Annotated in this window: 15 protein-coding genes and 1 pseudogene; 8 read left to right on the top strand and 8 right to left on the bottom strand. The window is 54.9% G+C overall.

The window, feature by feature from the left end:
* Positions 1–28: 28 nt before the first annotated feature.
* From H6G62_RS17620 to H6G62_RS17605, 4 genes are all read right to left on the bottom strand, one after another.
* Positions 29–1,633 carry an FkbM family methyltransferase gene (locus H6G62_RS17620; protein ID WP_190497498.1) on the bottom strand — a complete coding sequence of 535 codons (1,605 nt, stop codon included), beginning with the start codon at positions 1,631–1,633 and terminating at the stop codon, positions 29–31.
* Positions 1,634–1,636: 3 nt separating this feature from the next.
* A complete protein-coding gene (locus tag H6G62_RS17615) occupies positions 1,637–2,686 on the bottom strand; it encodes a nodulation protein NodZ (RefSeq protein WP_190497496.1) in 1,050 nt (349 codons plus the stop codon).
* A gap of 9 nt (positions 2,687–2,695) precedes the next feature.
* Positions 2,696–3,808, bottom strand: coding sequence for a glycosyltransferase (locus H6G62_RS17610; protein ID WP_190497495.1), 1,113 nt, complete (start codon positions 3,806–3,808; stop codon positions 2,696–2,698).
* 72 nt (positions 3,809–3,880) lie between these two features.
* The gene (locus H6G62_RS17605; protein WP_190497527.1) at positions 3,881–5,674 is read right to left on the bottom strand and encodes a penicillin-binding protein 1A; all 1,794 of its coding nucleotides are present in this window, start codon (positions 5,672–5,674) and stop codon (positions 3,881–3,883) included.
* Positions 5,675–5,978: 304 nt separating this feature from the next.
* On the opposite strand from H6G62_RS17605, the gene tyrS reads away from it, so the two are divergent.
* The gene (gene tyrS, locus H6G62_RS17600; protein ID WP_190497493.1) at positions 5,979–7,220 is read left to right on the top strand and encodes a tyrosine--tRNA ligase; all 1,242 of its coding nucleotides are present in this window, start codon (positions 5,979–5,981) and stop codon (positions 7,218–7,220) included.
* A gap of 4 nt (positions 7,221–7,224) precedes the next feature.
* Here the strand turns inward: tyrS and ispD are convergent, their stop codons facing one another.
* Positions 7,225–7,920, bottom strand: coding sequence for a 2-C-methyl-D-erythritol 4-phosphate cytidylyltransferase (gene ispD / locus H6G62_RS17595; protein ID WP_190497491.1), 696 nt, complete (start codon positions 7,918–7,920; stop codon positions 7,225–7,227).
* A gap of 194 nt (positions 7,921–8,114) precedes the next feature.
* Here ispD and H6G62_RS17590 point away from each other — a divergent pair, with 194 nt between their 5' ends.
* Both H6G62_RS17590 and H6G62_RS17585 read left to right on the top strand, forming a co-directional pair.
* Positions 8,115–9,047, top strand: a complete 933-nt coding sequence (locus H6G62_RS17590; protein WP_190497489.1) for a glycosyltransferase family 9 protein — start codon at positions 8,115–8,117, stop codon at positions 9,045–9,047.
* A gap of 144 nt (positions 9,048–9,191) precedes the next feature.
* Complete coding sequence (locus tag H6G62_RS17585; RefSeq protein ID WP_190497487.1) at positions 9,192–9,716, top strand: hypothetical protein; 525 nt, start codon at positions 9,192–9,194, stop codon at positions 9,714–9,716.
* Positions 9,717–9,719: 3 nt separating this feature from the next.
* Here the strand turns inward: H6G62_RS17585 and miaA are convergent, their stop codons facing one another.
* On the bottom strand, positions 9,720–10,643 hold the full coding sequence (gene miaA, locus H6G62_RS17580; RefSeq protein ID WP_277883036.1) for a tRNA (adenosine(37)-N6)-dimethylallyltransferase MiaA: 924 nt from the start codon (positions 10,641–10,643) through the stop codon (positions 9,720–9,722).
* A 212-nt stretch (positions 10,644–10,855) separates the two neighbouring features.
* Between miaA and gyrB the strand changes: the two genes are divergently transcribed.
* Positions 10,856–12,796: a DNA topoisomerase (ATP-hydrolyzing) subunit B gene (gene gyrB / locus H6G62_RS17575; protein ID WP_190497485.1), complete on the top strand. Its 1,941-nt coding sequence runs from the start codon at positions 10,856–10,858 to the stop codon at positions 12,794–12,796.
* 2 nt (positions 12,797–12,798) lie between these two features.
* The gene (bioD, locus tag H6G62_RS17570) at positions 12,799–13,506 is read left to right on the top strand and encodes a dethiobiotin synthase (protein ID WP_190497483.1); all 708 of its coding nucleotides are present in this window, start codon (positions 12,799–12,801) and stop codon (positions 13,504–13,506) included.
* On the opposite strand, the gene H6G62_RS17565 is transcribed toward bioD, so the two are convergent.
* On the bottom strand, positions 13,478–13,687 hold the full coding sequence (locus H6G62_RS17565; protein WP_190497481.1) for a hypothetical protein: 210 nt from the start codon (positions 13,685–13,687) through the stop codon (positions 13,478–13,480). The two genes, bioD and H6G62_RS17565, sit on opposite strands and share 29 nt — an antisense overlap.
* Positions 13,688–13,892: 205 nt before the next feature.
* Positions 13,893–14,210, bottom strand: a complete 318-nt coding sequence (locus H6G62_RS17560) for a DUF2499 domain-containing protein (RefSeq protein ID WP_190497479.1) — start codon at positions 14,208–14,210, stop codon at positions 13,893–13,895.
* Positions 14,211–14,413: 203 nt separating this feature from the next.
* On the opposite strand from H6G62_RS17560, the gene csaB reads away from it, so the two are divergent.
* The 3 genes and pseudogenes from csaB to H6G62_RS17545 all read left to right on the top strand — a co-directional run.
* Positions 14,414–15,514 (top strand): polysaccharide pyruvyl transferase CsaB, encoded by a 1,101-nt coding sequence (csaB, locus tag H6G62_RS17555; protein WP_190497522.1) that lies wholly within the window; start codon positions 14,414–14,416, stop codon positions 15,512–15,514.
* A gap of 231 nt (positions 15,515–15,745) precedes the next feature.
* Complete coding sequence (locus tag H6G62_RS17550; protein ID WP_190497477.1) at positions 15,746–16,315, top strand: FHA domain-containing protein; 570 nt, start codon at positions 15,746–15,748, stop codon at positions 16,313–16,315.
* A 35-nt stretch (positions 16,316–16,350) separates the two neighbouring features.
* Positions 16,351–16,870 (top strand): annotated as a pseudogene (locus H6G62_RS17545) (IS630 family transposase); the annotation flags it as partial.

The following is a 16,870-nucleotide window of genomic DNA, read 5'->3' as shown; positions in this document are numbered from 1 at the left end:
TGTCCGTCATCTTTTAACTCTTAGCTTGTTAAAGTGATAAAAAGACAAAATCAATATTCCCGAACATTAAAAAGTGATGGTCTTTGAAACATAGGATAAAGCCCTGATGATTGTCATCACTAGATAGCTCAACAATCTGTGAATCGCGATCTAGTTTAAATAATCGATATCCTTTTGATCGCATAAATACTTGTAGTTCATGGGGCTGATAGCCAAATCCTTGACATGCTTGATGCAGACAATTATAGACAACGAGGGGCGAAACGTCACTGAAGAGAAGTGTCGCAGCTCCTTGCAAGATCGGTAGCTCCGCACCGGAGGCATCAACGATTAAAATGTCTGGTTGTGAGAAAACATCACGCTTTGTTGTCTGTCCTAAAACCTCTGTTAAGGGTTGAACGGTTACGTTTGAAAGCTTGACGATCTGACAGTTTTCATCGACAGGTCTACCAATTGTGTTGTAGGGATCGCGCCATTTAGCATTGACTTGTAGCGTTCCTTCGCCTTCATAGTTGGAAATAGCCATTGATACTATGGTGACTCGATCTAGGCAACTGTTCAACTCCAGATTTTGCTTTAAGTGCTGGCAAAGGTCTGGATCGGCTTCAATGGCCAAAAGTCTACCTTGGGAAAGTCTTTTGGCGAGGGGAACTGTTGTCACGCCTACGTTTGCACCCACCTCAATGACAGTAAGGTTTTGATCCACCAGGGATAAAAGACTGTGAAGTAATCGTTCCTTTGAAGAATCACCCATCCAGAATTGTCTAACTGCGCCCCCCTGGGGGTACAGACGAAAAGAGATATCCTTGACTTTAAAGGCTAAGGTCTTACCCATTGATCCCACCTGGTATGCTTTGGTCTTTAACCAGTCCTTCGTGCTTGACTTAGCCGTGGCAATAAATCTTTGAGTCTGAGAACGCCGTGAAAGGGAATCAACAAAGTTATCAACCTGGCGATTTTGAATTCCTCCAGCACCTCTAAAGCTTCGGATACCGTACTTAATCGCTAGATTCGTAAAAATCGACTGATCGCCTCGATTCTCGACAAATCCAAGAATATCGGGTAACCCGCAGGTATTGGGTTTTACATAGGAAGCGATGCGCTCATCCAGGTTATATCGCAGCCATTCATTAACAAATGTTTCGGCAAAAACACTTTTTTGGAGTAGAAACCAGGTGTTTTGCAAAGCGGGAGCGTTGTAATATATAGGACTATCACAGTTCATATACACAAAGGCATCGCGCTTTGTGTACTTAGCGTTTTTTTCGCCCCACTCATGAAACAGTGTGCCACCATTACGAATACATAAATCCGTTAAAATATGTACTGGCCGATTAATGGTATAAGCACCACAGTCGTAATAGAAAATAATATCTCCTACTTGAATCTCTTGCAGTAACTGTTGAACAATAAAGGGCTTCCATACAGCGCCATTGTCAAATCGACTTTTATTCAGATAATCCTGGTTTTCCTGATAGAAAGATGTGTCTTCTAGTTTTGGCCATGTCCATGAAACAATATTTTCAATACCTTGACGACGAGCAGATTCATTAAGCTTGGCTTGATTGGCCAGAAACCTGCCTCCTTTGTGACCAAATCGGTCATCAGCATAATTCAGCAGATAAAGTTTCATGATTTATGAACGCTTTGTAAGAGAGTTTAGACGGCGCTTGATCTTCTCTGTTATTGATTGCACTTTCTGCTTGAGCCGCAGTTGAATTTCTCCAGACTTACCATATTTCAAATAGACATTTAGGTGAGCAAGGGTGGGGCTAAAACACAGGGCCGCAAAAGCAACGTTAGAAATACCATGAATGAGAAAACTCGTTTTAGACAGCAGGATAGCCTCGATGAGAACCTGCTCTCCAAGCTCAGCGCCGCCAAACTGAAGGTGAGGACTGTTGCCCTCATCAGCTCGCTGAGCGTTATAGGTTAGCAGGCTATCTTGATATCGTGAACGAAACTTCTCAACGGTGGTTTTGGTATCCGTTGCCAAAAAGATTTTAGCATCTGGAAACTGTTTAAGAATTCGATCCACCTCGCGCATGTAAACGTTTTCATCGAGATGGGGCATCCCATACCAGCCCGTCACCTCTTGGCTCCGTTCCGTGCCACGCATATGAACGCCGATAACGAATGAACCAGCAAAATGACGTTGATAAAAATTGTTAATCTTGCTGGCAATAGCTGGGCGCAGATGGATATAGCGACTGATTAAATCATAAAATATAGCTCTCCGGTCTTCATGAATTTCCTGCTGGCCCGAATCAAACTCGGCCCAGCAGTTGGTTACGTTTACATTGTCAGGAACGACAATACTGCCTTTGAGGTTGCCAGTGTATTGCTCTGGAGGGTTATGGGTAATATCAGCGCGTGAATACTCATAGATGCTGGCATTTTTTAGCCGTTCTAGAGGTTCCTGAAAAACATCCTCCATCGTTAAGTCTGAAACAGGCTCAAAGTAGTATTCCCAGGCATTATCCTGGAAGCCATTGTGCCCACCGTCTGACCAATAGAGGCAATTGCTGCCAAAAAATACAAGGGGAACTCTGCCCTCTTGTTCGGCACGATAAATGTGTCCTAACACTTGAAAAAAAAGTGCAAAGAAGCCCACTTTTCGAGATAGACAAACAATCACACCGTTGCTTTCTAAATCCAGGATTTTATCGTTAGGCATTGGGGTCATGGGGCACGCCTATCCCTTTTGAGCGATACGCTTAAGAATTCTATGCAGTTCAGTAAGTGACTTTTCTTCGGCAAACTGAGTTGTGATTCGCTGGTAAGCAGCGTCACCCAGTCGTTGAGCAAGGGCTGGATCTGCCGCTAGAGCAGTCATATGCTTTGCATATTGTTCGATATCGCCCTCTTCGGCTAACAACCCGGTTTGCCCATCCAGAACAACCTCTGGAATGCCGTCATGTCTAGTAGCAATTGAGGGAATTCCCATCGCGCCAGCCTCCAGAAAAACGACGCCTAGAGATTCACTATCTCCATGCCCCGTTCTGAGGGAATGCTGCACCAAGGCTCTGGCGTTGCGGAGGATCTGGGCAACTTCGTCGGAAGCGCAAGCACCGCGTAGAGAAACATGCTTTTCAAGCTTGAGCGCAATAACGATTTGTCTGCAAGCTTCCAATAGCGGCCCATCCCCAACCATGCTTAGATGAGCCTCAGGGATTTGATGAATGACTTGATGGAAGGCCAGTAGGGTTAAGTGAGGGGCTTTCTTGTCTACAAATCGTCCTACGGCGACAAAGTGAGGGGGCGATGCACCAGGTCGTCCGCCCTGAAACTTGCTGACGTTGACACCATAGTGGTTGACAAAAACCCGATCTGATTTAGCCCCCAGGAAACCCAGTTGATCCGCCATGCTTTGGGAAGCTGCAATGAAACCAGCCGCTTGATCAAAGAGTGTGTGATAGCGCTCTTTGTACTCTTCAACGGTTGAATACTGAAAGGCGTCGAATCCATGGAAGTGCGCCACTAGAGGAACGTTTGCCATCTGGCAAGACTCTAAAATGGCGCAGGCAGTAGGGCCATATTCAGCTAGTACGACATCAACCTGCCTACGGATTAAAAACTTACCCAACGCCTCTGCTTCGGCTTGCTTGACAGAACGATTGGAGAGGCGGCGAGAGAGGGAGGATAACCGATTGCGTGGATAGATGGTTTCCCCTTGCAGTTCTCGAACCGGAAAGTAGGATCCATCGCCAACTAAGTTAACCGTATCAGCCGATAGGCCATGCATATGGGCATGGATGAAAGTCTCTGAATATACATTATCGCTAGGCGCTACTACACATATTTTCATCGTCTTTTTCCATGTTTTAAGGTGTAGTGCCTGGGTGACCGTAATACCTCAATGTTGGGGTAGCGAAAGGGGCTAGGGACGCACAAATTCCGAAGGCCGTTTAAAGGGTTCCACGGGGGTATCGGCGAGGGCTTGGCGCATGAAGTCTCGCCAAACGGGGGCGGCGTAGGTTCCCCCGGTGGCTCCTGAGCGCATCGGGCGATAGTTGTCGTTGCCGACCCAGACCGCTGTGGCCAGTTGGGGCACATAGCCCACAAACCATACGTCGCGCTGGGAATCGGTGGTGCCTGTTTTGCCCGCCGCTGGCCGACCGATGGCGGCGGTTCTGGCGGTACCGCGCACAATCACCCCCTGGAGCACATCGTTGAGGGATGCGGCGGCCCAGGGATCGAGCACCAGTTGGGGATTGGGGGTGTTGTCGAGCAGCAGGTTGCCTGTGCTGTCGGTGACCTGCACGATGAAGGTGGGGTCGGAATGCCAGCCGTTGTTGGCAAAGGTGGCATAGGCTCCGGCCATTTCCATGGGCGTCAGGTCAACGGCTCCTAGGGGTAGGGAGGTCACAGGCAGCATGGGACTTTCGATGCCCAGGGTGCGACACAGCTCGATGATGGTATTGATTCCCACCGTCTGGCCTAGCTTCACAGCGGGCACGTTGCGGGACACCTCCAGCGCCTTGCGGATGGAGATATCGCCCATAAACGATCCATCGTAGTTGCGGGGGCTGTAGGATCGGTAGCCGTCGGGATAGCTGACGGGGGTATCGGCAATGCTGCTGTCGGGGCTATAGCGACCAGTGGCAAAGGCCGCATAGTAGACGAAGGGCTTGAAGGCAGAACCGGGCTGGCGTTGGGCCATGGTGGCCCGGTTAAACTGGCTCTGGCTGTGATCGACCCCGCCCACCATCGCCTTCACAAAGTGGGTGCGGGGGTCGATGGCCACGAGGGCCATTTGGTCGGCCATTCGAGAAATGCGAGCATTGTGACTGCGTACCACCTCCTCGGCCTGCCGCTGCATGACCAGGTCGATGGTGGTCTGGACCCGCATCCCCCCTCGCAGCACCGCATCGGCACCAAAGCGATCCTTCAGTTCTAGAACCGTGGCATCGGTGACGTAGGGCACGCTGCTGGTGCTAAAGGATTTCACTTCACCAATCAACAGCGGAGATGCCTGGGCGCTGGCCTGTTCCTCCGCCGAAATCCAGCCGAGCTGGCGCATTCGGCCCAATACAATCGCCTGTCGCTGTTTGGTGTTGGTGTAGTTATTAAAGGGACTATAGCGCTCTGGAGCCTGGATCAACCCGGCCATCACCGTTGCTTCCGGCAAGGTGAGATCCTTGGCGGATTTGTTGAAATAGCTCTGGGCGGCGGTCTCTACGCCGTAGTTGTTGTGGCCCCAATACACCTGGTTGAGGTACATCTCCAGGATTTCGTCCTTGGAGAAAATTTGCTCTAGGCGCAGGGCCAGCACCGCCTCCGCCACCTTACGGCTGATGGATCGCTCGGGGGTGAGGAATAGGTTTTTCACCAACTGCATGGTGATGGTGGAACCGCCCTCCACAGTAGACCCGGCCTGCACGTTGGCCAGTAAGGCCCGCCCCACACTGCTGGGGTTGATGCCGTTATGGGAGTAGAAATAGCTGTCTTCAATGGCCAGCACTGCCCGCTTCAGGTGGGGGGAGATATCCTCCATGTTGACCACTTCGCGGTTGGCTTCGTCGTGGAGGCGGAAGAGCAAGGTGCCATCGATGTCGTAGATATAGCTGGTCTCGCTGGGCACATAGTTGCGCAGCACCCGCACATCGGGCAAATTGCGGAAGCTAATGGCAAGGCCCACCAGCCCCCCGGCCACGACTGCGCTCACCAGCATTGTCGTACCCAGTAAAGTAGCCGCTGTTACCTGACCCACGTCCTGCACGTACTTCAGCAGACCCGTGTTGCGCCGCAGGGGCTTGGGCTGAGACCGAATTTTTTGACGAATCGTATTTGTAGACACGTTAGGTATCAGTATTTAATGAAGAACGGCAGGATACGGTTTAGGCAGATCGCTGACCCTGACGGCCATCGAAGCCTGAGTCAGAAGGTAGCTGCAATTATAATCGCGACTTTGCCGACTGATCCGGCCTGTATCGTCATAAAAGTGCACCTTAGCTCTGCAAGTTGATCCCTTCCCCATGCCCCAAGACCCTTCCCCCACATCCCCTGCATTGCCGTCTGAGCTGCAAAGCATTTACCGTGGCATCAGCGAGGTATTCCCCGATCAACCCCATTCTAACGATCCAGATCAGAATCTAGCCCAGCGCATTCAAACCACGAATCGCCCCCTGCGAGTTAAGCTGGGCATCGACCCCACCGGGGCGGAAATTCACCTGGGCCACAGCATTCCGGTGCGCAAGTTGCGGGCCTTTCAGGATGCGGGGCACACCGCCGTGCTGATCATTGGCGACTTTACCGCCCGCATTGGCGACCCCACGGGCAAATCCGAAGTGCGCCGCCAACTCACCGAAGCCGACGTGAAGGCCAACGCCGAAACCTACCTGGAACAGGTGCGCCCCATCTTGGATTTTGACACCCCCGGACGCCTGGAAATTCGCTACAACTCCGAGTGGCTATCGGGGCTAGATTTGGGCAAAATTATCGAGCTATTGGGCACCATGACCGTGGGGCAAATGCTGGCCAAGGAGGGCTTTGCCGAGCGCTACGAAAAGGGCAACCCCGTCTTTCTACACGAATTTCTCTACCCCCTGCTCCAGGGCTACGACTCTGTGGCGGTGCAGGCGGATGTGGAGCTAGGTGGCACCGATCAAAAATTTAACATTGCCGTGGGCCGAGACCTCCAGCGCCACTTTGGCCAAACGCCCCAGTTTGGGATGCTGCTGCCCCTGCTGCTGGGCACCGATGGCCACCAGAAAATGTCCAAATCCTTGGGCAACTATGTGGGCCTGCAAGAGGATCCCCTCACCATGTACTCCAAGTTGGAGAAGGTGCCTGATACCTTAATTCGCAGCTACTTTGAACTGCTCACCGACTTGCCCCTGGAGTCTCTGCCCGAAAATCCGCGAGACCAGCAAAAGCAACTGGCCCTCACCGTTACTGAACAGTTTCACGGTGCCGCCGCCGCCCAGCAGGCCCAGCAGGCCGCCATCAGCCTGGTACAGGGCATGGGGGAACCCGCCGAAGGGGTGCCAGAATTTTCCCTCAGCACCGTCCAGTTTCCGGCCAAGCTGTTTTACCTAGTCGGGGCCACGGGCCTATGTGCAGGCAGCAGCGACGCCCGTCGCCAAGTCCAGGGGGGGGCCGTCAAGATCGATGGCGAAAAGCTGATCGATCCCAACCAGGAGTTTGCCAGCCCAGATCCCCTGCTGGGCAAGGTGGTGCAGGTGGGGAAGAAAAAGTTTGTGCGACTGGTGGACTAGTGGGCTAGGCCGAGGGGCGCTGGTGCAGGATAAATTCCGCCAAGGCCAGGTCTACGGGGGTGGTGACCTTGAGGTTGGTTTCCTCCCCCGGCACAATGTGGACGGGTAGACCACACTGCTCAAACAGGGCCGCATCATCGGTGACGGCCCAGCCCTGGCGACGGCCCTGGTCGTGGCATTGCTTCAGCAACGATACATCGAAGCCCTGGGGGGTTTGGGCGGCCCAGAGGTGCTGACGGTCAGGAGTGGCGGTGATTTGCTGATCGGCGTTGACGACCTTGATGGTGTCCTTAACCGGAATGGCGGCAATCAGCCCCTTGTGGTGTTCGAGGGCGGCGGCGCAGCGGTTAAACAGATCGGCGGTGGCCAAACAGCGGGCTCCATCGTGGATTAACACCTGGGTAGCCTCCTTTGGTAGCCCTTGCAGACCGTTATAGACCGAATCCTGGCGGGTATCACCGCCCTCCAAAAGCACGACGGGTTTACTCAGGTGCAACTCCGCCACAATGGCTTGGAGCAAGGGATGATCCTGGGATTGACCAATCAGCCCAATCCATATCACGGAGTCAGCCGCCTCAGCCGCCCGCAACGTCCAGGCAATCAGCGGTTGGCCCAGCAGATGCAAAAGCACTTTGTTGCGGTCGGCCCCCATCCGGCGACCCATGCCAGCGGCGGGGATGAGCAGGTGAACAGCGGTCATTGGTGCGATCCGGGGTAAACAAGGGTGAACAAGATAGCGGTTGAGAAAGGCAACCGGGTTTGATCCGCACGGAGCAGCCCAGGCCAGAAAATTCGACCTCAGAGAGAAATTTAATCGCCTTTGCCCGCTAGATTGCGCTTAAATCTGGGTCAGGTTCCACTACAATAGCTTGCGAACAGGCATGGGCGTAAATTATGCGGGTATTGGCTCTGGTTCCGGGGGGAGTTGAACGCCAACTGGAGTTCTTCCCTGTGCTGCGGGAAATTAAAGCGGCCTTTGGGGGGGCTGAGGTGGCCGTGGTCGTCGATCCTGAGGCTAAGGACGTTTATCAACTGTCAAAGGCCGTCAGCGAGGTGGTGCCCTACAGCTTTTTGGCCAGCAACAGCCCTGCCGACTGGGCCAACCTGCTGGGCATTCTGCGAGACCGCGAGTTTGAAGCGGTGATCACCCTAACGGAATCCTGGTCTATCGGTCTGCTGCTGTGGCTGAGCGGTATTCCTACCCGGATTGGCTACGCGGGCGGTAGCCACGCCTGGTTCCTCACCACCCGAATCCCCCGATCCAGTTCCCCCACCGAGGACTACACGGCCTTCCTGAAGGCACTGAATATCAAGGCTCCCTTAGCCTCCCCCAGCCTCAACGTGCCCCAGGCCGACCTCAATACTGTGGACTCCCTACGCCAGGGCGCAAGGCTTCAGGGCGGCTATGTGGCGGTGTATCCCGGCACCACCGCCAGCGGAGAAGCCTACCCCACCGACCAGTGGGTCGCCATTTTGAAGGACTTTCAGCAGCGCCAGCCCGACCTACCCCTGGTTCTGCTTCAAACCGCCGACACCGTGGCTAACAATGCTGCCCTGTGCCAAGCCCTACCCGGTCTCACGGTGCTAGAGCCGGAAACCATGGGTCAGTTAGCGGCGCTCATTGCCGGAGCCAATCTGTTAGTGGCCGTCCAGGGCTATCCGGTGGCCCTCGCTGCGGCCCTAGGAGTCTACACCGTGGGCCTCAGTGCTGATCCCATGGCCACTCCCGCTGGCGGTGAGGATCGCTTTGTCAATGTGGCCTCCAAAACGGGAAAACTTGCGGATCTCGCCCCAGAAGCCGCCCTCAGCACTATCTGGAAGGGCTAGATCCAGGGCCATGCCCTAGAGGGCCAAAGGCGGCCATTTTCTGGGGACACTCCCTCTGTGGGCGTAGTTGGGTTATTCTGCCTAAGCTTCTATCACGTCTATCAATAATCGACCAATAATCGACCTTTAGGAGGACTATCCTCGATGGATAAGATTAAAGAACAGGCTAATGTCGTCAGCCAACTGGTCTTTTCCGGTGAAACGGGCGAGGTTTACAAAAAAATGCTCAGCCGCACCTGGGACATCCTGCGGGAAACCGGGGTGCTGCTGTGGCTGGTGGTCTGCCTTACCTTTGTGGGGGGCGAATGGTTCTATCGAAATTCCGTTAGTCTGGGACGCAGCACCCGCACCTGGTACACCAACTTCAGTACTAAAAGTGACACCGCCGAGGCTCCCTCCATGGAAGCGACTGGGGAAGCCCTGCTCAGCAGCTTAAAATCCAGTACGTCCTACCTGCTCAGCCAAGCTCGTCAGCAGTTGGGCCTGCCGGAACCGGAACCCACCGCCCCCGTCGTCCCTGCCCCTAAGGTTGCCCCCCCTCCGCCCGCTGCCCCTGCCGCCCCCGTCGCTGAGCCTCCTCAAGCCCCCGTCGCCGCTGAGCCACCCACTCCGGCCCCTGCAACCTTCACTCCGCCCACCAGCCCGACCACGGACGACGACGATCTGTAACACCTAGGTCTCTTGCCCTTGGCCTAGGGCTTCTCCTCGGTGGGACTGTATCAACCAGTCCCACACCCGATCCACAAGGTCGTTGGCGTTGGCGTCAAACCAGTGCACCGTGGCCCGGTTGCGAAACCAGGTGCGCTGGCGTTTGGCAAACTGGCGGGTGTGGAGAATGATCGCCTCAATGGCGGTATCTAGGGAGGTATCCCCCTGCACGTAGGGCAACATTTCGGCATAGCCCAGGGTTTGCAGCAGCGGTAGATCAGCCCCGTACTTCTTGACTAAATGGAGCACCTCCTCCTCAAACCCCATCTCGATCATGGTGTGGGTGCGCTGAGCAATGCGGCGGTGCAGGGCATGAATGTCTCCATCCAGGCCCAGGTATAGGATCGGGTAGGTGGGCGGATTCTCCCCTTGCAGAGCGGAAGGGGGTTGCCCGGTAACGTAGAAAATTTCTAGGGCACGAACAGTACGGACGGCATCGTTGGGGTGAATGCGCTGGGTGGCGGCGGGGTCGAGGGATTGGAGCAGGGCGTAGGCATGGGACTGGCCGAGGTCGCTGATTTGCTGGCGCAGGGCCGATTGGGGAGCCACGGGGGGAATTTTCAGCCCCTTCACGATGGCATCAATATAGAGTCCGGTGCCGCCGACCAGTATGGGAACGACGTTTCCCGTTTGGTGCAATTGACGAATCAAGCCCTGGGCCTGCTGCTGATATTCCGCCAGGGTGAGGGTTTCGGTGGGGTCGCAGAGGTCGATTAAATGGTGAGGCACCCGATTTTGATCGACCTGGGACGGTTTTGCGGTGCCAATGTCAAACTCTCGATATACTTGTCGGGAATCGGCACCCAGAATCGCACCATTGAGGCGTTCCGCTAGGGCCATCGCCAACCCCGACTTCCCCGTGGCCGTTGCGCCGCCGATTATTAGCAAGAATGGTACACTTGAATTAGCCCGATTTCCCTGAGATGAGCTAGCTTCTAAAGCCGGATTTTCTGTGGGTTCCATCCCTCGATCAATCTGCATCTCAGTCTGCTTTAGAATCCTCTATGACAGGTTTGTGCTATAATTTTAGGGCGTTTTAGCCTGTTTGTAGGTCAAGTGGCTTGTAAGCCCATCTAAGCCCATTTTTGGAGCGTATAAGAATGACAACCGATTACGGTGCTGATCAGATTCAAGTGCTGGAAGGGCTTGAACCTGTTCGTAAGCGTCCAGGGATGTACATTGGCAGTACTGGCCCCCGTGGACTTCATCATCTAGTGTACGAGGTTGTCGATAACTCCGTCGATGAGGCACTGGCAGGGCACTGTCAACGCATTGATATTTCCCTGAATGCCGACGGATCCGTCACCGTGACCGACGATGGGCGCGGCATTCCCACCGATGTTCACCCCCGCACGGGCAAGTCGGCCCTAGAAACGGTGATGACGGTGCTCCACGCGGGCGGCAAGTTTGGTGGCGGTGGCTACAAGGTCTCTGGCGGTCTGCACGGGGTGGGCATCTCCGTAGTCAATGCTCTGTCGGAATGGGTGGAAGTGACGGTGTGGCGCGAGGGCAAGGCCCACAAGCAGCGCTACGAGCGGGGCGTCCCCATGGGCGAATTAGCCGTCACTCCGCTGACCGAAAAGCGGCGCGGCACCTCGGTTTCCTTTTTGCCCGATACCCAAATTTTCACCACCGGAATTGAGTTCGACTACAACACCCTATCCGGTCGTCTGCGGGAACTGGCCTACCTAAATGCGGGCATCGAAGTGGTCTTTACCGACTATCGGCTGGAACTGCTGAAATCCGACCAGCCCAGGGTGTCCACCTACCACTACGCCGGGGGCATCACCGAGTACGTCGCCTATATCAACAACGATAAGCAGCCCATCCACGACGAAATCATTCACATCTCCGCCGAGCGCGACGGGGTGCAGGTGGAAGCGGCGCTGCAATGGTGTGTAGACGCCTACTCCGACAACCTGCTGGGCTTTGCTAACAACATCCGCACCATCGACGGCGGCACCCACCTAGAGGGGCTGAAGGCGGTGCTGACCCGTACCCTCAACAACTTTGCCCGCAAGCGCAACAAACGCAAGGATGCCGAATCTAACCTGGCCGGGGAAAACATCCGCGAGGGGTTAACGGCCATTGTGTCTGTGAAGGTGCCCGACCCTGAATTTGAGGGCCAAACCAAAACCAAGCTGGGCAACACCGAAGTACGCGGCATTGTGGATTCCCTCGTCGGCGAAGCCCTGACCGAATATTTGGATTTCCATCCCGGTGTGGCGGATTCCATTCTGGAAAAAGCCATCCAAGCCTTCAATGCCGCCGAAGCCGCCCGTCGGGCGCGGGAACTGGTGCGCCGCAAGTCGGTGCTAGAATCCTCCACCCTGCCCGGTAAGCTGGCGGATTGCAGCAGCCGCGACCCCAGCGAATCAGAAATCTTCATCGTGGAAGGCGACTCTGCGGGTGGGAGTGCAAAGCAGGGCCGGGATCGTCGCTTTCAGGCTATTTTGCCTCTGCGCGGCAAAATCCTGAACATTGAAAAAACCGACGACGCCAAAATCTACAAAAATACCGAAATCCAGGCATTAATTACCGCCTTAGGATTAGGTATCAAGGGTGAAGAATTCGATATGTCGCAGTTGCGCTACCACCGCATCTGCCTGATGACCGACGCCGACGTAGACGGTGCCCACATTCGCACTCTGCTGCTCACCTTCTTCTATCGCTATCAGCGGGAACTGGTGGATCAGGGCTATGTCTATATCGCCTGCCCGCCCTTGTACAAGGTGGAGCGGGGCCGCAACCATTGGTACTGCTACAACGAGCGCGAACTGCAACAGCTCATTGCCAACGAGTTCCCGGCCAATGCCAACTACACCGTGCAGCGGTTTAAGGGTTTGGGGGAAATGATGCCCCAGCAACTCTGGGAAACCACGATGGATCCGGCTACCCGCACCATGAAACGGGTGGAAATTGAAGACGCCGCCGAGGCCGACCGCATCTTTACCATTTTGATGGGTGATCGGGTGGCCCCCCGCCGCGAGTTCATCGAAACCCACGGCCCCAAGATGAAGCTAGAGGATCTGGATATCTAGCTATGGTTTCCCTCAATGCGCTGTTAATTGCAGGCACCGACACCGAGGTCGGCAAAACCGTGGTGACGAGTGCCCTGTTGGCCTACTGGCGGAAATACTATCCCCAGCAATCGGTGGGTATCCTCAAACCGCTGCAATCGGGTCTGGGGGATCGCGAACTCTACCAGCGGCTTTTCTTTCCAGAATTGTCCCTCGATGCCATTGCGCCCCAATCTTTTGAGGCTCCCCTGGCCCCACCCCTCGCCGCCGCCCTAGAGCAGCGCCCCATTGACCTAGGTGTGGTTTGGCATCGGCTGCAAACCCTGATGCAAACCCATGATCGGGTGCTGGTGGAAGGATTGGGTGGCCTTGGTTCGCCAGTCACCGATGAGCTAACGGTGGCAGCCCTAGCGGCAGCTTGGCGGTTACCCGTGGTGTTGGTGGTACCCGTCAAGTTGGGCGCGATGGCACAGGCGGTGGCCAATGTCGCTCTCGCCCGTCAGGAAAATATCGATCTGTGTGGCATTATCTTGAATTGCAACCAACCCCTTAGCCCAGAGGACATTGATCGTTGGGCACCCGCCGAAATGATGACCCGGTTTACCCAGGTGCCTGTATTAGGGGTTTGCCCGTATCTGGAACAGACCGAGTCCCTAGATTCTCTAGCCCAAGCCGCCAAGGGATTACACCTAGAGATGATACCTAAACCGAGCTATCCTGCCGTGGGGTGAGCATCCCAGCGGTTAGGATGACCGTTTCGATGGCGTTTGGCTGATGCCCAACTCGATCCTCCGGGAAGCAATCGCGGCTACCCCGCTTACATTCCGAGGCAATCAGGTCATCTCCTGAAACCGGAGAGGGCACCACATAAACCATGGCTGGAGGAGCAGGGGGTAGGGTGAAAAGCATCATTAACTCCTGGCGGTAACCCCTATAAGTATCTTTTAGGCATTTCTCTATTCTATCTCTATCCTAGAAATAAATCGTACTTTTATCTAGCGGTTATTCTGCGGAAATACGGTTTTCAAAGGAGCTTCAATCTGAATTACTCAGAAGGTTGGCCCCCTAGGCGTAAATGGGGTGAAACCTAGGGGGATGGAATTGAGATGGACAAATCCTATTCCGACGATCCTGGGGTGGAGGTTTGGGATTGTCGCCAAATCCACCAGGCCGAGAGGCAGAGGGTGATGTTGCCCACCACAGTCATGGCGGCTTGCAGGGTGACGAGCCAGTCAAAACCAGGATCATTATCAAAAAAGTGCCAGGTACAAGCCGCCATCGCGCTCACCAGGGCTGGAAACATGCCAACCGTCAGCCACCGCCACACAGGCCGTTGCGTCACCGTGGCGAACTGCCAAATAAACCACATCGCCGCCATCCATTCCAACACGCTGGAAATGTGGATCATCCAAGTGGGCAGAGACAGGGCGTTCATGGGGCCATCGAAAACACAACAGCGTCAATTGTAGGGTGCATTCGCGAAGGCGAGGCTTCGCCAACGCGAAGCAATGCACCAAAGCCCTAGTATTTTATATTTACCAAGCCATATACCCCATCTCTACCACCAAAGGGGGCGTGGGATCGTATGATTCTGGGGACGTTCCTTTGAGAACGGTTGGACTGCCCCCAGAGGTCAACATGCGAGCGGTTTTGTGTGGCTATTACGGCATGGGCAACGGCGGCGATGAGGCGCTGTTGGCGACGCTGCTGCAAATGTTGCCCTCCCAGATCGAGCCCGTTGTGCTGTCGGGCCATCCGGCGGAAACAGCGGCCCGCTATGGGGTGGAAGCGGTGCCCCGTAAGCAGTTGGGGGCGGTGATTAAGGCGCTGCGGCGGTCGGAGTTTTTCATCTGGGGTGGTGGCAGTTTGTTGCAGGACTCCACCAGCCTGCAAAATCCCATCTACTACACGGGGCTGATGGCCTTAGCCCAGTGGCTAGGGCTAAAAACCATCGCCTGGGGGCAGGGCATCGGTCCGCTTCAGCATCCCCTCAGTCGAGGGTTGGGGCGCTATGTGTTGCGGCACTGCGAGGCCGTCAGCGTACGGGATAACGGATCGATGGCGTGGCTGGCCCGCTGGCAGGTGCCGGGAATGCAGGCTCCCGACCCCGTGTGGGCACTGGAATCGGCCCCGGTGGAAGGGCTGTGGGAGATGCATGCCCCACGGGTGGCGGTGGCGCTGCGGCCCCATCCCTGGCTAACCGAAAGCCGCCTGGATCAAATCACCCAGGCACTCGCAACCTTCCAATCCAGAACCGAGACAAGCCTTTTGCTGGTGCCCTTCCAGCCCATCAAGGACTTGGCCATCGCCGAATATATCCAGCCGCGCCTGCCGGGATCAAGCCAAATTTACCCCCTCACCGACCCCCAACAACTCAAGGGACTGTTTCGCGGCGTGGAGATGGTGATTGGGATGCGGCTCCATGCCCTGATTATGGCGGCGGCGGAAGGTTGTCGGTGCTTCGCCCTCAGCTACGATCCCAAGGTGAGCCAGTTGATGGCGGATTTGGCCCTGTCGGGGATAGATCTCAACCTGGAACAGCCCCCCACCGACCCGGCCCAACGCTGGCCCGACGATGCCGAAGCCCTCGCCCAGGCTTGGCTAGACCTCTATGCCAATGGCGACCCCCTCTCAGCGGATCAAATTCAGTCCCGCGTAGACCGTGCCCTGATGCACCAAGACCTGCTCCATGATGTGATTGGGCTGGCCTGTAGCCTTAGTTCCCGCGCCCAGTGGTAACGCAGCGCTGAAACGGATCGAGGGCCATCCCTATTGCCAACAGTGTTACAAATCTTTATATTCTACTAAAAGCCTGATTTTACGGGGCTTGAGAGGCTTTCTTCGGCCCTAGATCGTTCCTCTAAAAAGCAAGTGTTGGTTTTCCTCTAACGGTGGGAATGCTGTAAGCATCTGCACCTACAGGCATACTCTGACGGGGCAGATTTGCCCAACCAGTCTCAGATGATCCCTATGAAACTCAAGCTTGCCCTGCCTCAAACCAATCAGAGCTGGACCCTGAAACCGGGCCGGAGCTACACCATTGGCACTGGCCCAGGCTGCGCAATCACCCTTCCTCCAGAAACTGGGCTCAGCGCCCGTCACGTTACCCTGAGCTATGACGAGGGCCAAATGGCCTGGAAGGTTCAGGATGTTAGCCAAGGGGCCGGGGTCTATGTGAATGGGGTTGCAACCCACGAATGTTGGATTGATCGCCGCATCAAAATTGACTTGGCACACAAATTGATGCTGATTGCGGGAGTAGAGAGCCCTACACCGAATCTAGCGGCCCCACCGCCAATGCTCCCCATGACTGCTCAGGATCCGCAGTATCCCACAACCTACCCAGCACCGCCCCCACCACCCCTGATTCCGCTCCCAGATGAGATCGACCCAGCCACCCAACCATCGCTAGGCCGGGGGCGATCTTCCTTGCCTGTTCTAACGTGGAAGGATTATGTCCATCGGCAAGTTGAAAGCAAGCCCAATGGACTTGAAAAGTTAGCGACTTGGTTTCACCTCACTAAGCTGTTAGTCATCTAAACTGCGTATAATACATTAAAATTATGGAATAAGCCATGGGAGTCAGAAACTATCTAACGTCAGAGGAAAAGCAAGAGCTTCAGAAGCAGTTGAAGTTCCATGAACACCCTGACATTCGAGAGCGCATTCTAATACTGCTACTGCGCAATGATGGCAGGACTCAGCAAGAGATCGCAGACTTAATCGGATGCTCCTTGCGGAAGGTGGCCTACTGGAGCACCCATGGAGATCCGAGCAAGTTAGATAGTTTGATCGATGACCGAATGAAAGGCAACTATCATAAGGCAACGGATGAGTACATTGACTTACGGATAGAAGTCATTGATAAAGAGCCTCAAGATTACGGTTATGCGTTTGGGACATGGACCGCCGAGAGATTGGCATCTCATCTTGAGAAAGAGACGGGAATAACGTTGAGCGGTAGTCAAGTCCGACGGATATTAGTCAAAAAAAATACGTATATATCTGGTCAAAGTATAGCCTTGAGGCCAAGCAAGATCCGGAACAGAGAAAGCTCTTTAAGGCCAAGTTAGAAGAGTATATTCGCATTGCGAA

Source organism: Phormidium sp. FACHB-1136 (assembly GCF_014697375.1).
GTDB lineage: Bacteria > Cyanobacteriota > Cyanobacteriia > Phormidesmidales > Phormidesmidaceae > Nodosilinea.
The sequence above is the reverse complement of the archived record's forward strand: the minus strand, read 5'-3'. Positions and strand labels throughout refer to the sequence as shown.